Annotated in this window: 13 protein-coding genes and 1 tRNA gene; 12 read left to right on the top strand and 2 right to left on the bottom strand. The window is 70.4% G+C overall.

The window, feature by feature from the left end; translation table 11 throughout:
* Nucleotides 1-605: 605 nt before the first annotated feature.
* On the bottom strand, nt 606-3,077 hold the full coding sequence (gene otsB, locus EWV39_RS09840) for a trehalose-phosphatase (RefSeq protein WP_129659321.1): 2,472 nt from the start codon (nt 3,075-3,077) through the stop codon (nt 606-608).
* A gap of 175 nt (nt 3,078-3,252) precedes the next feature.
* On the opposite strand from otsB, the gene EWV39_RS09845 reads away from it, so the two are divergent.
* The 10 genes from EWV39_RS09845 (at nt 3,253) to EWV39_RS09890 (ending at nt 14,838) form a co-directional block, all read left to right on the top strand.
* Nucleotides 3,253-4,146, top strand: coding sequence for a DsbA family protein (locus EWV39_RS09845; protein ID WP_238148279.1), 894 nt, complete (start codon nt 3,253-3,255; stop codon nt 4,144-4,146).
* Between the two features lie 132 nt (nt 4,147-4,278).
* Nucleotides 4,279-4,355, top strand: a tRNA-Thr gene (locus EWV39_RS09850).
* Nucleotides 4,356-4,593: 238 nt separating this feature from the next.
* Nucleotides 4,594-5,199 carry a histidine phosphatase family protein gene (locus EWV39_RS09855; RefSeq protein ID WP_165313271.1) on the top strand — a complete coding sequence of 202 codons (606 nt, stop codon included), beginning with the start codon at nt 4,594-4,596 and terminating at the stop codon, nt 5,197-5,199.
* Between the two features lie 150 nt (nt 5,200-5,349).
* Nucleotides 5,350-6,141 carry a DeoR/GlpR family DNA-binding transcription regulator gene (locus EWV39_RS09860; protein ID WP_129659327.1) on the top strand — a complete coding sequence of 264 codons (792 nt, stop codon included), beginning with the start codon at nt 5,350-5,352 and terminating at the stop codon, nt 6,139-6,141.
* A complete protein-coding gene (locus EWV39_RS09865) occupies nt 6,138-7,097 on the top strand; it encodes a 1-phosphofructokinase family hexose kinase (protein WP_129659329.1) in 960 nt (319 codons plus the stop codon). The genes EWV39_RS09860 and EWV39_RS09865 overlap by 4 nt, the downstream gene beginning before the upstream one ends.
* 99 nt (nt 7,098-7,196) lie before the next feature.
* Nucleotides 7,197-9,272 (top strand): PTS fructose transporter subunit IIABC, encoded by a 2,076-nt coding sequence (locus EWV39_RS09870; protein ID WP_129659332.1) that lies wholly within the window; start codon nt 7,197-7,199, stop codon nt 9,270-9,272.
* A gap of 37 nt (nt 9,273-9,309) precedes the next feature.
* Nucleotides 9,310-11,007, top strand: coding sequence for a phosphoenolpyruvate--protein phosphotransferase (gene ptsP, locus EWV39_RS09875; RefSeq protein WP_129659335.1), 1,698 nt, complete (start codon nt 9,310-9,312; stop codon nt 11,005-11,007).
* Nucleotides 11,008-11,073: 66 nt separating this feature from the next.
* Entirely contained in the window at nt 11,074-11,352 is a 279-nt protein-coding gene (locus tag EWV39_RS09880) for an HPr family phosphocarrier protein (protein ID WP_129659338.1), read from the top strand.
* 230 nt (nt 11,353-11,582) lie between these two features.
* Nucleotides 11,583-12,698, top strand: a complete 1,116-nt coding sequence (locus EWV39_RS09885) for a lipid II:glycine glycyltransferase FemX (protein ID WP_129659341.1) — start codon at nt 11,583-11,585, stop codon at nt 12,696-12,698.
* Between the two features lie 109 nt (nt 12,699-12,807).
* Entirely contained in the window at nt 12,808-14,838 is a 2,031-nt protein-coding gene (locus tag EWV39_RS09890) for a threonine/serine exporter family protein (RefSeq protein ID WP_129659344.1), read from the top strand.
* 66 nt (nt 14,839-14,904) lie between these two features.
* Here the strand turns inward: EWV39_RS09890 and EWV39_RS09895 are convergent, their stop codons facing one another.
* Nucleotides 14,905-15,582, bottom strand: a complete 678-nt coding sequence (locus EWV39_RS09895; protein ID WP_129659347.1) for a uracil-DNA glycosylase — start codon at nt 15,580-15,582, stop codon at nt 14,905-14,907.
* 63 nt (nt 15,583-15,645) lie between these two features.
* Here EWV39_RS09895 and EWV39_RS09900 point away from each other — a divergent pair, with 63 nt between their 5' ends.
* The gene (locus EWV39_RS09900) at nt 15,646-15,864 is read left to right on the top strand and encodes a DUF3263 domain-containing protein (RefSeq protein ID WP_420329960.1); all 219 of its coding nucleotides are present in this window, start codon (nt 15,646-15,648) and stop codon (nt 15,862-15,864) included.
* A gap of 89 nt (nt 15,865-15,953) precedes the next feature.
* Nucleotides 15,954-16,526, top strand: coding sequence for a LytR C-terminal domain-containing protein (locus EWV39_RS09905; protein ID WP_129659353.1), 573 nt, complete (start codon nt 15,954-15,956; stop codon nt 16,524-16,526).
* Nucleotides 16,527-16,613: the final 87 nt, after the last annotated feature.

Consider the following 16,613-nt stretch of genomic DNA (forward strand, 5'->3'; position numbering starts at 1 on the left):
CCCGGTCGTTAAGGCTCTGTGCGCCGATGGTACTGCACCCGTGAGGTGTGTGGGAGAGTAGGACACCGCCGAAAATATTATTATGTAGTGAGGGGGCCTTGGAGCGCCGCATTCAGCGATGAGTGCGTTGCTCCGAGCCCCCTCACTTTTTGCATTTAAAGGCTTTGAGGTCGGGAATGAAGGAGTGACGTTCGCTTCTCCGCAGTCCTCCTCCTGGGCGTGGGGTGCGCTGCCTGCCTTCTGCAGGACCTCGAATCGTCTGTTGTGCCCGGCACACCGCCGCTCTCATCGCTTCGCCGACACGGAAGGCCATCCGGCAGCGCCGGTCTGTCGCGGGTCTCTCGCCCGCCGCAGAGCAGCTAGCTTTCTTCCTTCGGCCGTAGGCCTCTCCTCAAGAGCGGCGACAGAGCGCCCAGAAGCGGTAGGGGAGTGGAGCACTCTGACGGGATGGCCCTTGGCGTGGAGCCTGGGACTGGGTTGAGAGGGGCCCGCCGGTTTCGCAGAGGGAGACTCCGACACAGGAGGTACGACGATGCCCCCGTGGCTCGGTCCACGATCAGTGAACCGAGCCCCGGGGGCATCGTGCGTTCCGGGCCTTCTGCGGATCAGCTCGTCTCGTCGGTCTCGATCCGCTCGAGCTGCCGGGTGTGCTTGCGCCGGAGATGGGCCAGCCGCGCCAGGGCGTGGGACATCGCCTCGGGACCCGTCAGCCGGGTCCTGGCGATGGTTTCGGCGCGCCCCACCTTGATGCCCAGATCCTCGGAGCCGAGGACGCCGAGGGCGTGCTCGTCGGTGAGGTCGTCACCCGCGAAGAGCGTGGAATCGGCATCGGTGAAGTCCATGAACATCTTCATGGCGTCGCCCTTGTCGACCGAGAGCACCGCGCACTCCACCACATTCTCCCCCGGGGTGAGGTGTACGCCGGGGATCTCCTTCAGCACCCGCACGGCCTCCGCCTCGGCGGTCTCGGCGTAGACCTGGTCCTCCATGGGCCGGGTGTGGAAGGCGACGCCGGCCGGCTTGTACTCGATCTCCGAGCCCGGATACCGGCTGACGAGGGCCTCCACAGCGGTGCAGGCCTGCTGGAGCGCCTCCCGCTCCTCCTCGGAGAGCTTCAGGTCCGGGGAGTCCTTCCCAGCCGCCGAGAAGTCGAACTCCCCGCCATGGGAGCCCGAGAGGAGCATGAGCCCGTTGGGGTCCGCCACCTTGCGCAGGAACTCCATGGGACGCCCGGAGATGAGCGCCACGTGGGTCCCCGGCTGCCGTGCGATGTCCTCGAGCGAGCTCTGGGACAGGGGGAGGGCCTTGGACTCCCCGGGGTTCACGGTGAACGGCGCGAGGGTCCCGTCGAAGTCCATCGCCACCAGGAGGTGGTCCGCCGCCGCGATGCGCTGCAGCTCCTCCTCGATGGCCCGGTTGGGGAAGGGGCCGTGCCCCAGGTCCTGCACCGGGGCGGTCACGGGGACCGCCGGCATCTCGCCGGTGGTGGGCTCCGGGCCGAGCTTGTCCTCCCGGGTGCGCCCCAGGTCGTCGAGGAAACGAGTCGACCAGTCCTCGACGTCGTGCGAGAAGATCTGCTCCCGCATGCGGTGCATCCTCTGCCGCATCTCCAGCTCGGGCATCTCCTTCGCGTAGAGGAGGGCCTCCTTGAAGCCGTCGATGTCGTGCGGGTTGATGAGGATGGCGTCGGGGAGCTGCTCCGCCGCGCCGGTGAACTCCGAGAGCACCAGCACCCCGGAGTTGTCCAGGTGGCTGACGACGAACTCCTTGGCGACGAGGTTCATCCCGTCCCGCAGGGAGGAGACCACCATGACGTCGGTGGCCAGGTACAGCGCGACCATCTCCTCGAAGGGGTACCCGTGGTGCAGGTAGCGGATCGCGGTGTGGGAGATGGTGTCGAACTGGCCGTTGAGGCGTCCCACCATCCCCTCGATCTGCTCCCGCAGCTGGATGTAGGAGTCCACCCGCTCCCGCGAGGGGCTCGCGACCTGGATCATCGCGGAGTTCTCCACCGTGATGTCGCCGTCGTTGAGCAGCTCGCCGTAGGCCTTGAGGCGGTGGCGGATGCCCTTCGTGTAGTCCAGGCGGTCCACGCCCAGGTAGACGGTGTCCGGGTTGCCCAGCTCCTCACGGATCTGCTGGGCGCGCCGCTTGGTCTCCGGGCGGGAGGCCATCTCCGCGACGGCCTCGAAGTCGATGGAGATCGGGTACGCCGAGGCCCGCGCGATCCAGGTGGGCAGCTCCTTGTCCAGGCGCTTCTGCCGGGCCGAGCGGCGCGAGGTCACGTTGGGCATCGAGCGGGTGTAGGCGCGGCGGAGGCGCTCGTTGCGCGTCTCCTCGTCGAAGTTGTCATCCGGGGTCTGCGTGATCTCGGCGCGTTCGCCGTCGAACTGGATGCCGAGCATCCGGTCGCAGCAGCGTCGGAAGTTCGCGGCGTCGCCGGGGCGCTGGAAGCCCAGCAGGTCCGCTCCGAGCAGGCCGGTCAGGATCTGCCGGCGCCACGGCAGCTGGGCGAAGATCTCCACGGGAGGGAAGGGGATGTGGTCGAAGAACCCGATGGTCAGGTCCGGCCGGAGGTGCCTCAGCATCGCCGGCACCAGCTGCAGCTGGTAGTCCTGCACCCAGACCGTGGCGCCCTGGGCCGCGTTGCCCGCAGCCGCCTCGGCGAACCGCCGATTGACCTCCCGGTAGGTGTCCCACCAGGTGCGGTGGAACTCGGGAGGGGCGATGACGTCGTGGTAGAGCGGCCAGATCGTGGCGTTGGAGAAGCCCTCGTAGTACCTTTCCACCTCCTCCCCGGAGAGGGGCACCGGCACCAGGTGGAAGACGTCGTGGTCGAAGGGCTCGAGCTCCTCGCCGGCCGCGCCGTGCCAGCCCACCCACGCGCCGTCGTGATGGGACATCACCGGGGCGAGCGCGCTGACGAGCCCGCCGGGGGAGCGGCGCCAACAGGCGTTGCCCTCCTCGTCGGTGCTCCGGTCGACCGGCAGTCGGTTCGCGACCACCACGAAGTCGTAGGATCCCTGATCTTCCCGGGTCTCGGGGGCGGATGGTTCGTTCTCATGAGTAGGACACATGCTGGCTCCTCGTAGTCCGTGTCACCTCATCCTATCCGCGTGACCCATCCTGCAGGGGAGATCGAGCAGGATGTGGACGAGTGAGACGGATGAGACGCATGATGAGGCTCTTCCCAGGGACGATCGCTATGGTAGGGATGATCGACAGTCGTCCGACCCACAAGGGAGCACCGCCGTGTCCAACTCGTCCTCACCGCGCTCCAGCGACGCGCGGGAACGAGCTCGCCAGATCGCCGCCAAGCAGAGCAAGCGGTCCTCCACCTCGTCGCGGCGCTGGCTGCAGGTCTCGGTGGTCGCCGTCCTGGTAGTCATCATCGCCGTCGTCGCGATCGTCTACACGCAGACCCGGGAGGAGGAGATCCCCGAGTCCGGCCCGGTGCCCGCCAGCTCCAACCAGTACGGGGGCATCGTCCTGACCCAGGACGGGATCGAGCAGGACGCCTCCCCGGAGGAGGAGCGGGACGTCAACGACCTCACCACCTCGACGAACTCCGCCGCCCCCTCGGATGAGGCCTCGGGCTCCGACGTCACGATCCCGCCGGGACTGCCGAGCGAGGAGGACGCGGCGAACAACGGCGAGCCGGTCCACGTGACCATGTACCAGGACTACAACTGCGTGCACTGCGCCCAGTTCGAGGAGCAGTACGGCGAGCAGCTGGAGCAGCAGGTCCTCGACGGCGACATCGTCCTGGAGATCCGGAACCTGAACTTCCTGGACGGGCACACCACCACGGAGTACTCTTCGCGCGCTGCGGCCGCCGCCTACTCCGTCGCGGAGCAGGTCGACCCCGCCGCCTTCCTGGACTGGCAGATGGAGATGTACTCCCACGAGGGCGAGGGCGGCCTGAGCGACGACGAGATCGCCGACATCGCCTCGAAGCACGGGGCCGACATCAGCGAGGACCTCGACTCCAACAAGTACCGGCCGATGGTCGACGTGACCGTCGCGGAGGCGCAGGAGAACGACGTCACCGGGACCCCCACGGTCTTCGTGGACAGCAAGCCGCTGCAGCAGGAGGACTTCATGGGCTTCCTGGACGAGGCCAAGGAGGCCAAGGCCGGGAAGTAGAAGCCCGTGCCGGGGCCGCAGCCCCTGCGCGTCCGGTCCTAGGGGCGCGGGAGCAGCCACGTCGGTGGCCGCTCCCGCGCCCTCGCGCGTTTTGGGGATCCCCCGCGGACGCGGGTAACCTGAGGGGCGCGCGCCTCCTTAGCTCAGCTGGCCAGAGCATCTGTCTTGTAAACAGAGGGTCGCCGGTTCGAATCCGGCAGGGGGCTCCAGAAACTAGGCCGTGACCTGCGGAAATGCGGGTCACGGCCTTCGTCGTCTCAGATGAGGAGCCTACGATGCGCCGGTTTGGTGCCGGATTCGCCGTGTCCAACCGGCTGGGACGGAGGTCTCTGGCAGCACCGGGCCTCGCGCACCCCTGGCCGCGGCCCCGACCCGCACCGGAATCCACGCGAACCCACAGAGCCGGGTAACATCGACGCGGTGGAACCGAGCTTCGAGGAGGACCCGATGGGTGAGCAGAGCACCGAGCCGTCGATCATGAGCGGACGGCTTGTGGTGGTGAGGCACGGCCAGACCGACTGGAACAGGGCGGGGAAGATGCAGGGGTCCACGGACATCCCGCTCAACGACACCGGCCGCGAGCAGGCGCGGGTGGCCGGACGCCGGTTGCGCGAGCTCACCGCCCCGGGGGAGTCCTGGGACGCGCTGGTGGCCTCACCCCTCTCCCGGGCGCAGGAGACCGCGCGGATCATCGGGGAGTACATCGGGATCTCCGAGGTGGAGACGGTGCCCGGCATCATCGAGCGCGGCTACGGGGACGCCGAGGGCGAGGTCCTGAGCTACGAGGACACCCGGCACCCGCAGGACCTCTACGCCGGCGTCGAGCCCGAGGCGGAGGTCTACCGGCGCGGCGTCGAGGCGCTGCGGGAGGTGGTCCGGAGCCACCCGGGCCAGGAGGTCGTGGCGGTCAGCCACGGGACGCTCATCCGCCGCGCCCTGATCGCGACGACGCCGGGCGACTGGAGCGCGCGGATCCCCAACGCCGAGGCCATCGAGGTGGACCTGGAGGGGCTCTTCTCCTGGGATCCCGCCAGCTTGGAGCTCACGGACTGACTGGGCCGGCGGGAAAGCCCCGCCTGATGTGCGCTTATCTGCGTTTGGTCGTGAATATGGCCGGACGCGTTGACCTCACCACTTAAAGCCACATAAAATCAAAGGTGCACAGACGAGGGTCGCTTCGTCGTCGCGGAGGAGAGTTTCACCATGTTCGCTGAGGAACGTCGGGCGGAGATCGCCAAGCTGGTGTCCAGCGCGCGGCGCGTCAACGGCGCCGACCTGGCCCGGCGGTACGAGGTGACCATGGAGACGGTCCGGCGGGACCTCGCGGCCCTCGAGGTGGACGGCAAGCTCCGCCGGGTCCACGGCGGAGCGGTGACGGTCGAGCAGTCCACGGCGACCGAGTCCAGCATCGAGCTGCGCCAGGGCGTCAACACCCCGGAGAAGCAGCGGATCGCGGCCCGCGCCTACCGGCTCCTGAAGGAGTCCGACGTCAGCGCCGTCATCCTCGACGCCGGCTCCACCACCGAGATCCTCGCCGACCTCATCGCCTCCTCCGACTTCTCCCTCAAGAGCGGGGCGGACCGGCTCATCATCACCCACGCGCTGCACATCGCGGTGAAGCTCGCCGAGGCGAACGGGATCGTCCTGGACCTGGTGGGCGGCCAGCTGCGCAAGATGACCTGGGCTGCGGTGGGCACCCGGGCGGCGGAGCACTTCTCCAGCATCCGCCCGGACATCGCCCTGATCGGGGTCAACGGGCTCGACGAAGAGTTCGGGCTCTCCACGCCGGGCCTCAACGAGGCCATCGTCAAGACGGCCATCGTCCGCTCCGCGCGGCGGGTGGTGCTGCTCTGCGACTCCGCCAAGTTCGGCCGCGAGTCGCTCGTCCGGTTCGCCGGGCTGCAGGACCTGGATGCCATCATCACCGACAAGGCCCCGGAGGGATCCCTCGCGGAGGCACTCGAAGAAGCGAACGTAGAGGTTCTCATCGCATGATCGTCACACTGACCGCCAATCCCAGCCTCGACCGCACGGTGGAGATCCCCGGCGAGCTCTCCCGCGGGACGGTGATCCGTGCGTCGCGCTCGGTCGCCGATCCGGGCGGCAAGGGCGTCAACATCGCGCGCGCACTGAGCGTGAGCGGCGTCGAGGCCGTCGCGGTGCTCCCCGGGGACGATGGCGACCCCGTCCTCGGCGGCCTCGCCGAGGCCGACGTCCGCTACGCCAACCTCGCCACCGGCTACCCCATCCGGACCAACGTGACGATCGCCGAGCCGGACGGGACCACCACCAAGATCAACGCCCCCGGCGAGCCCTTCGACGCCGTCGCCCAGCAGGAGCTCACGCGGCTGCTCATCAAGGAGGCCAAGGGCTGCTCCTGGCTGGTGCTCGCCGGCTCCCTCCCGCCGGGCGTCCCGAGCGACTACTACGCGGTGGTCTCCCGGGCCGTGCGCGAGGGGCTGGGCGATGAGGCGCCGCGGATGGCCGTGGACACCTCGGGGGCGGCCCTGCGGGACACGCTCAACGGCCAGGACGGCCTGCCCAACCTGATCAAGCCCAACTCCGAGGAGCTGGCGGAGCTCGTGGGCCGCCCCGGCGACTGGGAGGTCATGGAGAACGACGCCGAGCTGACCGCCCGCACGGCCCGCGAGCTGGTGGATCGCGGGGTCGAGTCGGTGCTGGCCACCCTCGGCGCGAAGGGCGCGGTGCTGGTCACCGCCGCAGGCGCCTGGTACGCCCGGCACGCCCCGATCCGGGCCCGCAGCACGGTGGGCGCGGGGGACTGCTCCCTGGCGGGCTTCCTCCTCGCCCACGAGGCGGGCAAGACGCCCCGGGAGTGCCTGGCCCAGGCCGTGGCCCACGGCTCGGCCGCGGCCTCGCTGCCGGGCACCCAGGTCCCGACGCTGGAGCAGACGACGCCGGAGGCGGTCACCGTTGAAGAACTCGCCTGAAGCACAGAAGATTTTAATCACGCCGGTAACGAGCGGAGCGGCCAGCGCCCAGCGGTCGAGCCAGTCGGCGCCGGGAAACACGCCCGCTAGGAGGGACTCATGTCTGCGCTAATCACTGCGGACTTGGTGACGTTGGACGAGAGCATCGGCGATGACCGGTTCGACGTCATCAAGCACCTGGCCGGTCGCATCGTCGACGCGGGCCGGGCCGATTCGCTCGAAGGACTCTACTCGGACGCCAAGGCCCGGGAATCCAAGACCGACACCGGCATCCCCGGAGGCATCGCCATCCCGCACTGCCGCTCGGCCTCGGTGCAGATCCCCTCGCTGGGGATGGCGCGGCTGAGCCCCGGCGTCGACTTCGGCGCCAAGGACGGCCCCGCGGACCTCGTCTTCTTCATCGCGGCCCCGGACGGCGCGGACCAGGAGCACCTGCAGCTGCTGTCCAAGCTGGCGCGCTCGCTGATGAAGAAGGACTTCAAGGAGTCGCTGCGCCAGGCGCAGTCGCCCCAGGACGTCGTGGACCTGGTCAACGCGGCCCTGGGGCTCAACGCCGAGGGCGAGCAGGCCCCCGCCGCGCAGGCCGCCCCGGCGGGCGCCGCGGGCGCATCCGCCCCGGCCGAGGGGTCCTCCGCGGAGGGTGGGGACGCCGCCCCGCGCAAGCGGCTCCTGGCCGTGACCGCGTGCCCCACCGGCATCGCCCACACCTACATGGCCGCCGACGCGCTGAAGATGGCCGCGGAGGAGAAGGGCGTCCAGCTGGACGTCGAGACCCAGGGCTCCTCCGGCAACGAGGTGCTCTCCCCGGCGACCATCGAGGCCGCCGACGCCGTGATCTTCGCCGTCTCGGTGGACGTGCGGGACCGCGAGCGGTTCGCGGGCCTGCCCGTGGTCGAGTCCCCGGTCAAGCGCGGCATCGACGAGCCCGGCGTCATGATCGACGAGGCGCTGGCCGCCGCGGAGGACCCGAACGCGCGGAAGGTCTCGGGAGACCGCTCGGAGGCCTCGTCCTCCTCCAGCTCCGAGGGGGGCTGGGGCTCGCGGCTCTACAAGTCACTGATGACCGGCGTGTCCTACATGATCCCCTTCGTGGCAGCCGGCGGCCTGCTGGTCGCCATCTCCTTCCTGATTTCCTCCATCGCGGGGACCGGTTCGGAGATCGCCAACACCTCCGCCTCGATCCTCGGCATCGAGGACGGCGCGGTCACCGGTGACGGCGCCTCGCTGTTCAACCCCGGCGACGCCGGGTTCTGGATGTACATCGCGGCGGTGCTGAACCAGATCGGCAACCTCGCGCTGGGCCTGCTGGTCCCGGCGCTCGCCGGCTTCATCGCCTTCGGCATGGCCGGGCGGCCGGGCATCGCGCCGGGTTTCGCCGCCGGCCTGACCGCCAACATGGTGGGCGCCGGCTTCCTCGGCGGCATCGTCGGCGGCCTGCTGGCCGGCCTGTTCGCCTACTGGCTGGCCAAGCCCAAGCTGCCCCGCTGGCTCGCGGGCATGATGCCGGTGGTGATCATCCCGCTGCTCGCCACGGCCCTGTCCAGCGGCCTGCTCTTCCTCGTGCTGGGCCAGCCCATCGCGTGGGTCCTCACCGCCCTCAACGACTTCCTGCTCTCCATGTCCGGCGCCTCGGCGCTGCTCCTCGGGCTGGTCCTGGGCGGGATGATGGGCGCCGACCTCGGCGGCCCGATCAACAAGGCCGCGTACCTGTTCGCGACCGCGGGCCTGGCCGAGGGGACCGAGGTCTCCAAGGAGATCATGGCCGCCGTGATCGCCGGCGGCATGGTGGCGCCGCTGGCGATGGCCCTGGCTACGACCATCGGCAAGCGCTACTTCACCCCCGCGGAGGTCAGCAACGGCCGGGCCGCCTGGCTGCTGGGCGCCTCCTTCATCTCCGAGGGGGCCATCCCCTTCGCCGCGGCAGACCCGCTGCGCGTGATCCCCTCCTCGATCGTGGGCAGCGCCGTGACCGGCGCGATCTGCATGAGCGCGGGCGTGGCCTCCCCGGCCCCGCACGGCGGCATCTGGATCTCCGCGCTGGTGACCAACTGGCCGATGTACCTGCTGGCGGTCGTCGTCGGCATGGTCATCACCGCCCTGCTGTACCTGCTGCTCAAGCGCATCAGCGGCGCCAAGACGGGTGCCGAGAAAGTCAAGGCCGCGGGCGTCGCCTGAGGCATCGCCGGACCGAGAGAGTAAGGACTGATTGTTGATGAAGAATCTCACCGGAGTGGGCGTCTCCGCCGGCCGGGTCATCGGACCCGTGCTGCAGATGCCCGAACCCATCCAGGAACCGGAGCAGGGCGCCGCCCTGGCCGAGGGGGAGACCGCCGAGGCCGCCGTCGAGCGCCTCAAGACCGCCTCCGCCAGCGTCAAGGAGAACCTGCAGGAGCGGGCGGGACGGACCTCGGGCAACGCCGCCTCGGTGCTGAAGTCCACCGCTCTGATGGCGGGCGACAAGGCGCTGCTGAAGAACGCCGGCAAGCTGATCACCTCCCGCCAGCTCGCGCCCGAGCGCGCCATCTGGGAGGCCGCCGGCGAGTACGCCGTGCAGATGAAGGCCCTCGGCGGCTACATGGCCCAGCGGGTCACCGACATCCTCGACGTGCGCTCCCGCATCGTCGCGGAGCTGACCGGTCAGCCCGCGCCGGGCATCCCCGAGTCCGTGGACCCGTTCATCCTCGTGGCCGAGGACCTGGCGCCGGCTGACACGGCGACGCTCGACGTCGAGAAGGTCATCGCCCTGGTGACCTCCGAGGGCGGCCCGCAGGCGCACACCGCCATCCTGGCGCGCGACCTCGGCCTGCCCGCCATCGTCGCGGCCAACGGCGCCACCGAGATCCCCGACGGGACCCTGGTGTACGTCGACGCGACCGACGGCACCGTCGTGATGCCCCCCGGCGAGAAGGAGAAGGACCTCGCCGAGAAGTACGCGCACCGCAAGCCGCTGCCCGAGTTCGACGGCCACGGCGTCCTGGCCGACGGCCACGAGGTGCCCCTGTACTCCAACGTGGGCAACGGCAAGGCCGCCCAGACCGCGGCCTCGGGCAAGGCGGAGGGAGTGGGCCTGTTCCGCACCGAGTTCGCCTTCCTGAACCGGGAGGAGGAGCCCGGCGTCGAGGAGCAGACCGTGGAGTACAAGGCGGTCTTCGACGCCTTCCCCGGCCAGCACGTCGTCGTGCGGACCCTCGACGCCGGCGCGGACAAGCCCCTGCCCTTCCTGACGGACTCCTCCGAGCCGAACCCCGCGCTCGGCGTCCGCGGGTACCGGACCGACTGGACCTCGCCGGGCGTGCTCGGCCGCCAGCTCGAGGCGATCTCCGCCGCTGCGTCGGAGTCCACCGCGGAGGTGTGGGTGATGGCTCCGATGATCTCCACCGCCCCCGAGGCGCGGGACTTCGCGAGGATGCTCGACGAGGCCGGCCTGAAGACGCGCGGCGTCATGATCGAGACCCCGTCCGCGGCGGTGACCGCCCGGCCGATCCTCGAGGAGGTCGACTTCGTCTCCCTGGGCACCAACGACCTGACGCAGTACACGATGGCGGCCGACCGGCTGCTGGGCCCCCTCGCCGAGCTCAACAATCCGTGGCAGCCCGCCGTGCTGAGGATGATTCAGCTCACGGTCCAGGGTGCTCGGGAGGCCGAGGAGGCCACCGGCAAGGCCAAGTCCGTCTCCGTGTGCGGCGAGGCGGCGGCCGATCCGGCGCTCGCCGTGGTCCTGGTGGGGCTGGGCGTCAACGCCCTGTCCATGAACACCCGCTCCCTGCCCGCCGTGGCAGCGGTGCTCAAATCCGTTACCCTGGAAGAAGCTCAGCGGGTGGCGGCCGAGGTCATGGCCGCTCGTTCCGCTGAAAAGGCAAAGGATGCGGCTCGCGCGGAGCTGCCCATCCTTGATGAGCTCGGCCTCTAGGGGCCGTTGAACCACCAGGGCGGCCTCCCGGCCGTCCCGCATGTCCCTGAATCAAGGAGAATGATCATGGCAGAACGTACCGCCACCATCGCAAGCCGCGTCGGCCTGCACGCTCGTCCCGCGGCGATCTTCGCCGAGGCCGCCGGCGACCTGCCGGTCGAGGTCACCATCGCGGCCGAGGGCGAGCCGGCCGACGAGGCCATGGACGCCTCGTCGATCCTGTCCCTCATGTCCCTCGGCGCCAAGCACGGTGACAAGGTCGTCCTGCGCGCCGAGGGTGACGGTGCCGACGAGGCTCTGGACAGCCTGGTCAAGATCCTCGAGACGGACCACGACGCCGAGTAGCCCGTGAGCGGGGTCCCCGTCCGGTGCGCCGGGCCGGGACCCCGCGGGCCCGCGCCGCGGGCCGTCCGCGTGTGCCCGAGCCGCCGCCCCGCGTGGGGCGGAGGGGCTCGGGCCTTTGCACGTTCCGCCCGGTCCGCGTCGTAGACTGAGCAGCAAGAACGGCCCGCCCCGCGGGCCCCACCCGACGTCGGCGCCTTCAGCGCCCGGCGTCCCCTGCAGATGAGGATCCTTTGCGCCACGCCACCGCACGATTCGCCACCGCCCAGGAGATCGAGCACTGGGACGACCACGTCACCGCCAACCCCAACGGGGGCAACCTGCTGCAGTCGGCGTCGTTCGCCGCGGTGAAGTCCCAGCACGGCTGGAAGCCGCTGCACCTCGTCTACGAGGGGGTCACCGAGGCGGAGGGCGAGGACGGCGTCGTCGGGGAGCGTCCCTACATCAGCTACAACCTGGTGCTGGAGAAGAGGGTCCCCGTGCTGGGCTCCCTCTGGTACATGATCAAGGGCCCCGACGTTCCCGAGGCCCGGGACCTCCCCGCCGTGCTGGAGGCCAACCGCGACCTGGTCCGCCGGGAGAGGCTGAAGGTCTTCGCGGTCAAGATCGAGCCGGACATCCTCGACAGCGAGGAGAACGCCGCGCTGCTGCACCGGACGGGCCTGGTCAAGCAGTTCAACATCCAGCCCAACGACTCCACGGCCATCCTCGACACCGACAAGGACGAGGAGGCGGTGCTGAAGTCCCTGCACTCGCGGGGGCGCAACGCCGTCCGCCGGGCCACGCGCGAGGGCTGCGAGGTCAGCCGGGTCGAGCTGAGCGAGGAGAACATGAGGGCGATGTACGCCCTGATGGACACCGTGGGGCAGGGCAAGGCGAACGTGAACCTGCGCTCCTACGAGTACTACCGCCAGTTCTGGACCACCTTCGCCCAGGCCGGGCAAGGGCGGCTGTACTTCACCTACGAGGACGGGGAGCCCTCGGTCGGCGCCTACGTCATCGCCTACGGCCGCAAGGGCACCTACAAGGACGGCGGCTCGAAGCCCCGGCGCAGGCAGTACGGCGACTCCCACCTCGTGCAGTGGACGGCCCTGACCGACCTCATGGCCGACCACGGGATCGAGGAGTACGACTTCTGCGGCACGCCGCCCGCGGCGCAGCTGAAGGACAAGGAGCATCCCTATCACGGCATGGGGATGTTCAAGACGAGCTTCACCAAGACGGTGGTGGACTTCGTCGGCGTCTACGACCAGGTGATCGAACCGAGGGCGTACCGCCTCTGGTCCACCATCGCCGAGCGCGTGATGCGCCAGGTGTGGTGGCGCCGAACGCGCCAGCCGTTCTACTGAGCCTACGTCGAGACCGCTGACAGCCGGTCCCTGGGCGGGGCGCATACTATCGATGTGTGACGAGGCAGCCGCGGGGAGGACCGCGGGATGCGCGGTGTGAGGAGGGCAGATGAGCGAGGCCAGGGACGGGCAGCACCCCGGTGGGGGCTACCCCTCGGCGGGGTTCTCCGAGGCGCCCGCCGCGCCTGCGGACCCCTTCGGACCGCAGTCCGTCCCGGACGCCGAGTTCGACCCGTTCTCGGCCTCGCCCCCCACCACCGCCTCGAGCGCGGTCCCCTCGGAAGCCGCCCGGGAGGACGCCGCGGCGGAGGCGCGGAGATCGGACGACGCCGGCCTCGACCCGTCCGGCCCGGTGACCTTCTTCGACATGCACGGCATCCCGGTGATCGACCGGTCCCAGATCGCCGACCGGCACCTGGCCGAGGCACTCGGGCTGGAGGACGGGACGGCGTCGTCGCCCGGGGGAGGGGCCGCCGAGCGCGGCGAGGACGAGGTCTCCGCGACCCGCATCCCCCCGACCGGGGTGCTCAGCCCCACGCAGGACCTCTCCGGTCCGGAGCAGCGAGCCCCCCGGAGTCTCGACGGCGTGGAGCCCGGCCCCGCGACCTCCGCACCCTCGACCTCCCTTCCCGCCGCCTCCGCCTCGCCTGTCGCCCCCTCCAGCTATCCCTCCGCCGAGGCGCTGCCGCTGCGCAAGGGCGAGCAGGGCAGGTCCTTCGCCCACGGGCTGCGCCGCATGATCCGCTCCGAGAGCCTGCCCACCGCGCCGATGCGGGTGGTGGACCGGCTGGTCGACTCCCCGTTCGCCAATCCGCGGCGCAACAAGGAGACCTCCGAGGCGCGCCGGACGCTGAACTTCGCGGCGCGCCTGGCCGAGACGATGTTCCACTACGGCGCGGACGCGATGGACGTGGAGTCAGCGATCGTGGCGATCTGCGCGACCTACGGCGTCGAGGACGTCGACGTGGACATCACCAACCAGTCGATCACCATCAACTACGTCTCCAACTCGGGCATCTACGTCGACGCCGAGCAGTCCGGGTCCGACGCGGAGATCTTCAGCCACACCGTGGTGCGCGTGGTGCGCTCCTGGTCGGACAACTACTCGGGGCTCACCGCCACCCACCGCCTGGTCAAGACCATCATCGACGGCGACCTCCCGCGCGCCGAGGCCGAGCGGCGGCTCACCCGCATCACCTCCGAGCCCAAGCCGTTCCCCCGCTGGATGACCGTCTGGGCCAACATCCTGGCCGCGGGCGCGTTCACCATCGGCATCGGCGGCGAGTGGTTCGGGGCGCTGCTGGCCTGCCTCACCTTCGCCGTGGTGACCCCGGTCTCCGCGAAGTTCGCGAAGTGGCGGGTCCCCAGCTTCTTCATCATGGCCGCCGGCTCGGCGACCGTCACCGCCGTCGCGATGACCGCCTACATCCTGGGACTGCCGATCTCCCCGGCGCACATCATCGGCTCGGGGCTGATCATGCTGCTGCCCACCTTCCGGCTGGTCTCGACCATCCAGGACGCGATCAACGGCTTCCCCGTCACCGCGGCGGGGCGCATGGTCTCCACGGCGCTGTCCTTCGTGGGGCTGATCGCCGGGCTGGCGATCGCGATCTCGCTGACCACCACCTTCTTCGCCTTCCCCGACGTCAACATGCTGGAGGTGGTCTTCGCCTCGGCCGAGTGGTACCTGCACGTGGTCTTCATGCTGCTGGCCACCGCGCTCGTCGCGGTCTCCGTCCAGGTGGACCCCCGGCACATCCTGCCCGGCGTGCTCAGCGCGGCGGTGGGGCTGGTGTTCTACTACGCAGCGACGGCGCTCGGCGTCGGGCCCCGGATGGTCTCCCTGACCGCCGCGGTCTCCGTGGGCTGCGCTTCGGCCTGGCTCGCGCAGCGGTATAGCATCCCGCAGGTCGTGCTCGCCGTCCCCGGGCTGATGTTCCTCCTGCCGGGCCTGTCCATCTTCCGCGGCATGTACATGTTCACGGTGGACAGCAACCCGGTGGAGGGCCTGGTCCCGCTGATCAACGCGAGTGCCGTGATCCTCTCCATGGCCGCGGCCGTGGTGCTGGGCAACTACCTGATGCGGCCGTTCATGAAGCAGCGGCAGCCGCGTCGGCTCAAGGCCCCGCGGCGCCGCTGAGGGCGGGGCGGCCGACCGGGGCGAGGGCGGCGGCCCCTCGCCGCGGGAGGATGGGGCTCTTCCCGATCAGGTCAGGCGCCAGTCCACCGGGTCGATGCCGAGGGACTCGAGCGCCTCGTTCGCCCGGCTGAAGGGTCGCGATCCGAAGAAGCCGCGGTGCGCCGAGAGCGGGGAGGGGTGCACCGACTCCAGCTTCGGCACGTCCGGGCCCAGCAGCTGCCCCGCGGTGCGCGCGTCGCGTCCCCAGAGGATCGCCACGAGGGGCTTGCTGCGCTCGCCGAGCGCCCGGATGGCGGCGTCGGTGACCTCTTCCCATCCCTTGCCGCGGTGCGAGGCCGAGTCCCCGGCCCGCACGGTGAGGCACCGGTTCATCAGCATCACGCCCTGCCGCGACCAGGCGGAGAGGTCGCCGTGCTCGGCCGGCTCGATGCCCAGGTCGGAGGAGAGCTCCTGGTAGATGTTGACCAGGGACTTGGGCAGCGGCCGCACGTCGGGGCGGACGGAGAACGACAGGCCCATCGCGTGACCCGGGGTGGGGTAGGGATCCTGGCCGATGATGAGGACCTTCACCTCCTGGAACGGCTCCTTGAAGGCCCGGAAGATGTCCTCGGAGCGGGGGAGCGTGCGCTGCCCCTCCGCGTGCTCCCGGCGGAGGAAGTCGCCCATCTCCCGGATCTTCGGCTCCACGGGAGCGAGGGCCTCGGCCCAGTCGGCGGACATGATCGTGTCGAGCGGTGCTGTCATGGTTCTCCTCGCGGCTGGATCGTCCTGCGTCACCTCAAGAGTACCGGCCTTAGAATGGGACGGGTGAACCCATTGACCCCGGAGGAGCGCGCCATCCTCGACCTGGAGAAGAGGACCTGGAAGTACCCGGGCAGCAAAGAGCGCGCCGTGCGCCGCGAGCTGGGCATCCCCGCGACCCAGTACTACATGCGCGTGAACGCGCTGATCGACGACCCGCGCGCGGTGAGCGAGGAGCCGGAGCTGATCCGGCGGCTCAGGGCGCAGCGGGACCGCGGGGAGTGACGCCGGGCCGGACCCGCCCTCCCGGCCCGCCCCACGGTGCGCCCACGATAGACTGACACGGTCTCAGCCCCGACCCCACGAGGTGGAACATGCCCCAGTACGAGCCCGACGAGTTCGACGACGTCCCCGCAGACTCCCCGCACCGGGGCGCCTACCGGGCGGATCCGGCGGACAAGGCGGGCGGCTACCGGGGCACCTTCGTGATGATCGCGGTCGGCATCTGCGCCCTCGTGCTGGGCGGCGTCATGTTCCTGCTGGCCCCGCGGACCTCCGCGCCGGGAGCCTCGATCACGGAGGAGACCGCCTCCCCGACGCAGTCCTCCTCGCCGGCGCAGAACTCCTCCGGCGCGTCGGGGAGCGCCTCCGGAGAGGCGGAGACCCCGGCCGACCCGAGCACCACCATCGGCGTGTACAACAACGGCCTGCCCGAGGGGACCGCGACCGACGCCGCCGCGACCCTCCAGGAGGAGGGCTGGAGCATCTCGGACCTCAGCGCGTGGGACGGCAGCAGCGAGGGCGAGTCGGTGGTCTACTACGCCCCGGGCGCCCGCGAGCAGGCCGAGGCCGTGGCCGAGGAGCTGGGCATCTCCCGGACCGAGGAGACCTCGGGGTACTACTACCAGCTCGTGGTCGTCCTCGCCGGGGCGGCTCCCTCGCCGTAGGCCCGTCCTCCGGGCGGCCCGCCGCGGGCCTGCGGCCCGCGCGGAAGGCGCGGGAGGCCGGCGTCGGGATGTTTGCACTCTCCTGCC

It is taken from the genome of Rothia halotolerans (assembly GCF_004136635.1).
GTDB classification, from domain to species: domain Bacteria; phylum Actinomycetota; class Actinomycetes; order Actinomycetales; family Micrococcaceae; genus Rothia; species Rothia halotolerans.

What these genes read in the sequence shown, in the direction of transcription:
- EWV39_RS09855 (WP_165313271.1), top strand. Translation starts at nt 4,594, where the DNA reads ATGGGTGAGCAGAGCACCGAGCCGTCGATCATGAGCGGACGGCTTGTG.
- ptsP (WP_129659335.1), top strand. Translation starts at nt 9,310, where the DNA reads ATGAAGAATCTCACCGGAGTGGGCGTCTCCGCCGGCCGGGTCATCGGA.
- EWV39_RS09860 (WP_129659327.1), top strand. Translation starts at nt 5,350, where the DNA reads ATGTTCGCTGAGGAACGTCGGGCGGAGATCGCCAAGCTGGTGTCCAGC.
- EWV39_RS09905 (WP_129659353.1), top strand. Translation starts at nt 15,954, where the DNA reads ATGCCCCAGTACGAGCCCGACGAGTTCGACGACGTCCCCGCAGACTCC.
- EWV39_RS09865 (WP_129659329.1), top strand. Translation starts at nt 6,138, where the DNA reads ATGATCGTCACACTGACCGCCAATCCCAGCCTCGACCGCACGGTGGAG.
- EWV39_RS09870 (WP_129659332.1), top strand. Translation starts at nt 7,197, where the DNA reads ATGTCTGCGCTAATCACTGCGGACTTGGTGACGTTGGACGAGAGCATC.
- EWV39_RS09880 (WP_129659338.1), top strand. Translation starts at nt 11,074, where the DNA reads ATGGCAGAACGTACCGCCACCATCGCAAGCCGCGTCGGCCTGCACGCT.
- EWV39_RS09890 (WP_129659344.1), top strand. Translation starts at nt 12,808, where the DNA reads ATGAGCGAGGCCAGGGACGGGCAGCACCCCGGTGGGGGCTACCCCTCG.
- otsB (WP_129659321.1), bottom strand. Translation starts at nt 3,077, where the DNA reads ATGTGTCCTACTCATGAGAACGAACCATCCGCCCCCGAGACCCGGGAA.
- EWV39_RS09895 (WP_129659347.1), bottom strand. Translation starts at nt 15,582, where the DNA reads ATGACAGCACCGCTCGACACGATCATGTCCGCCGACTGGGCCGAGGCC.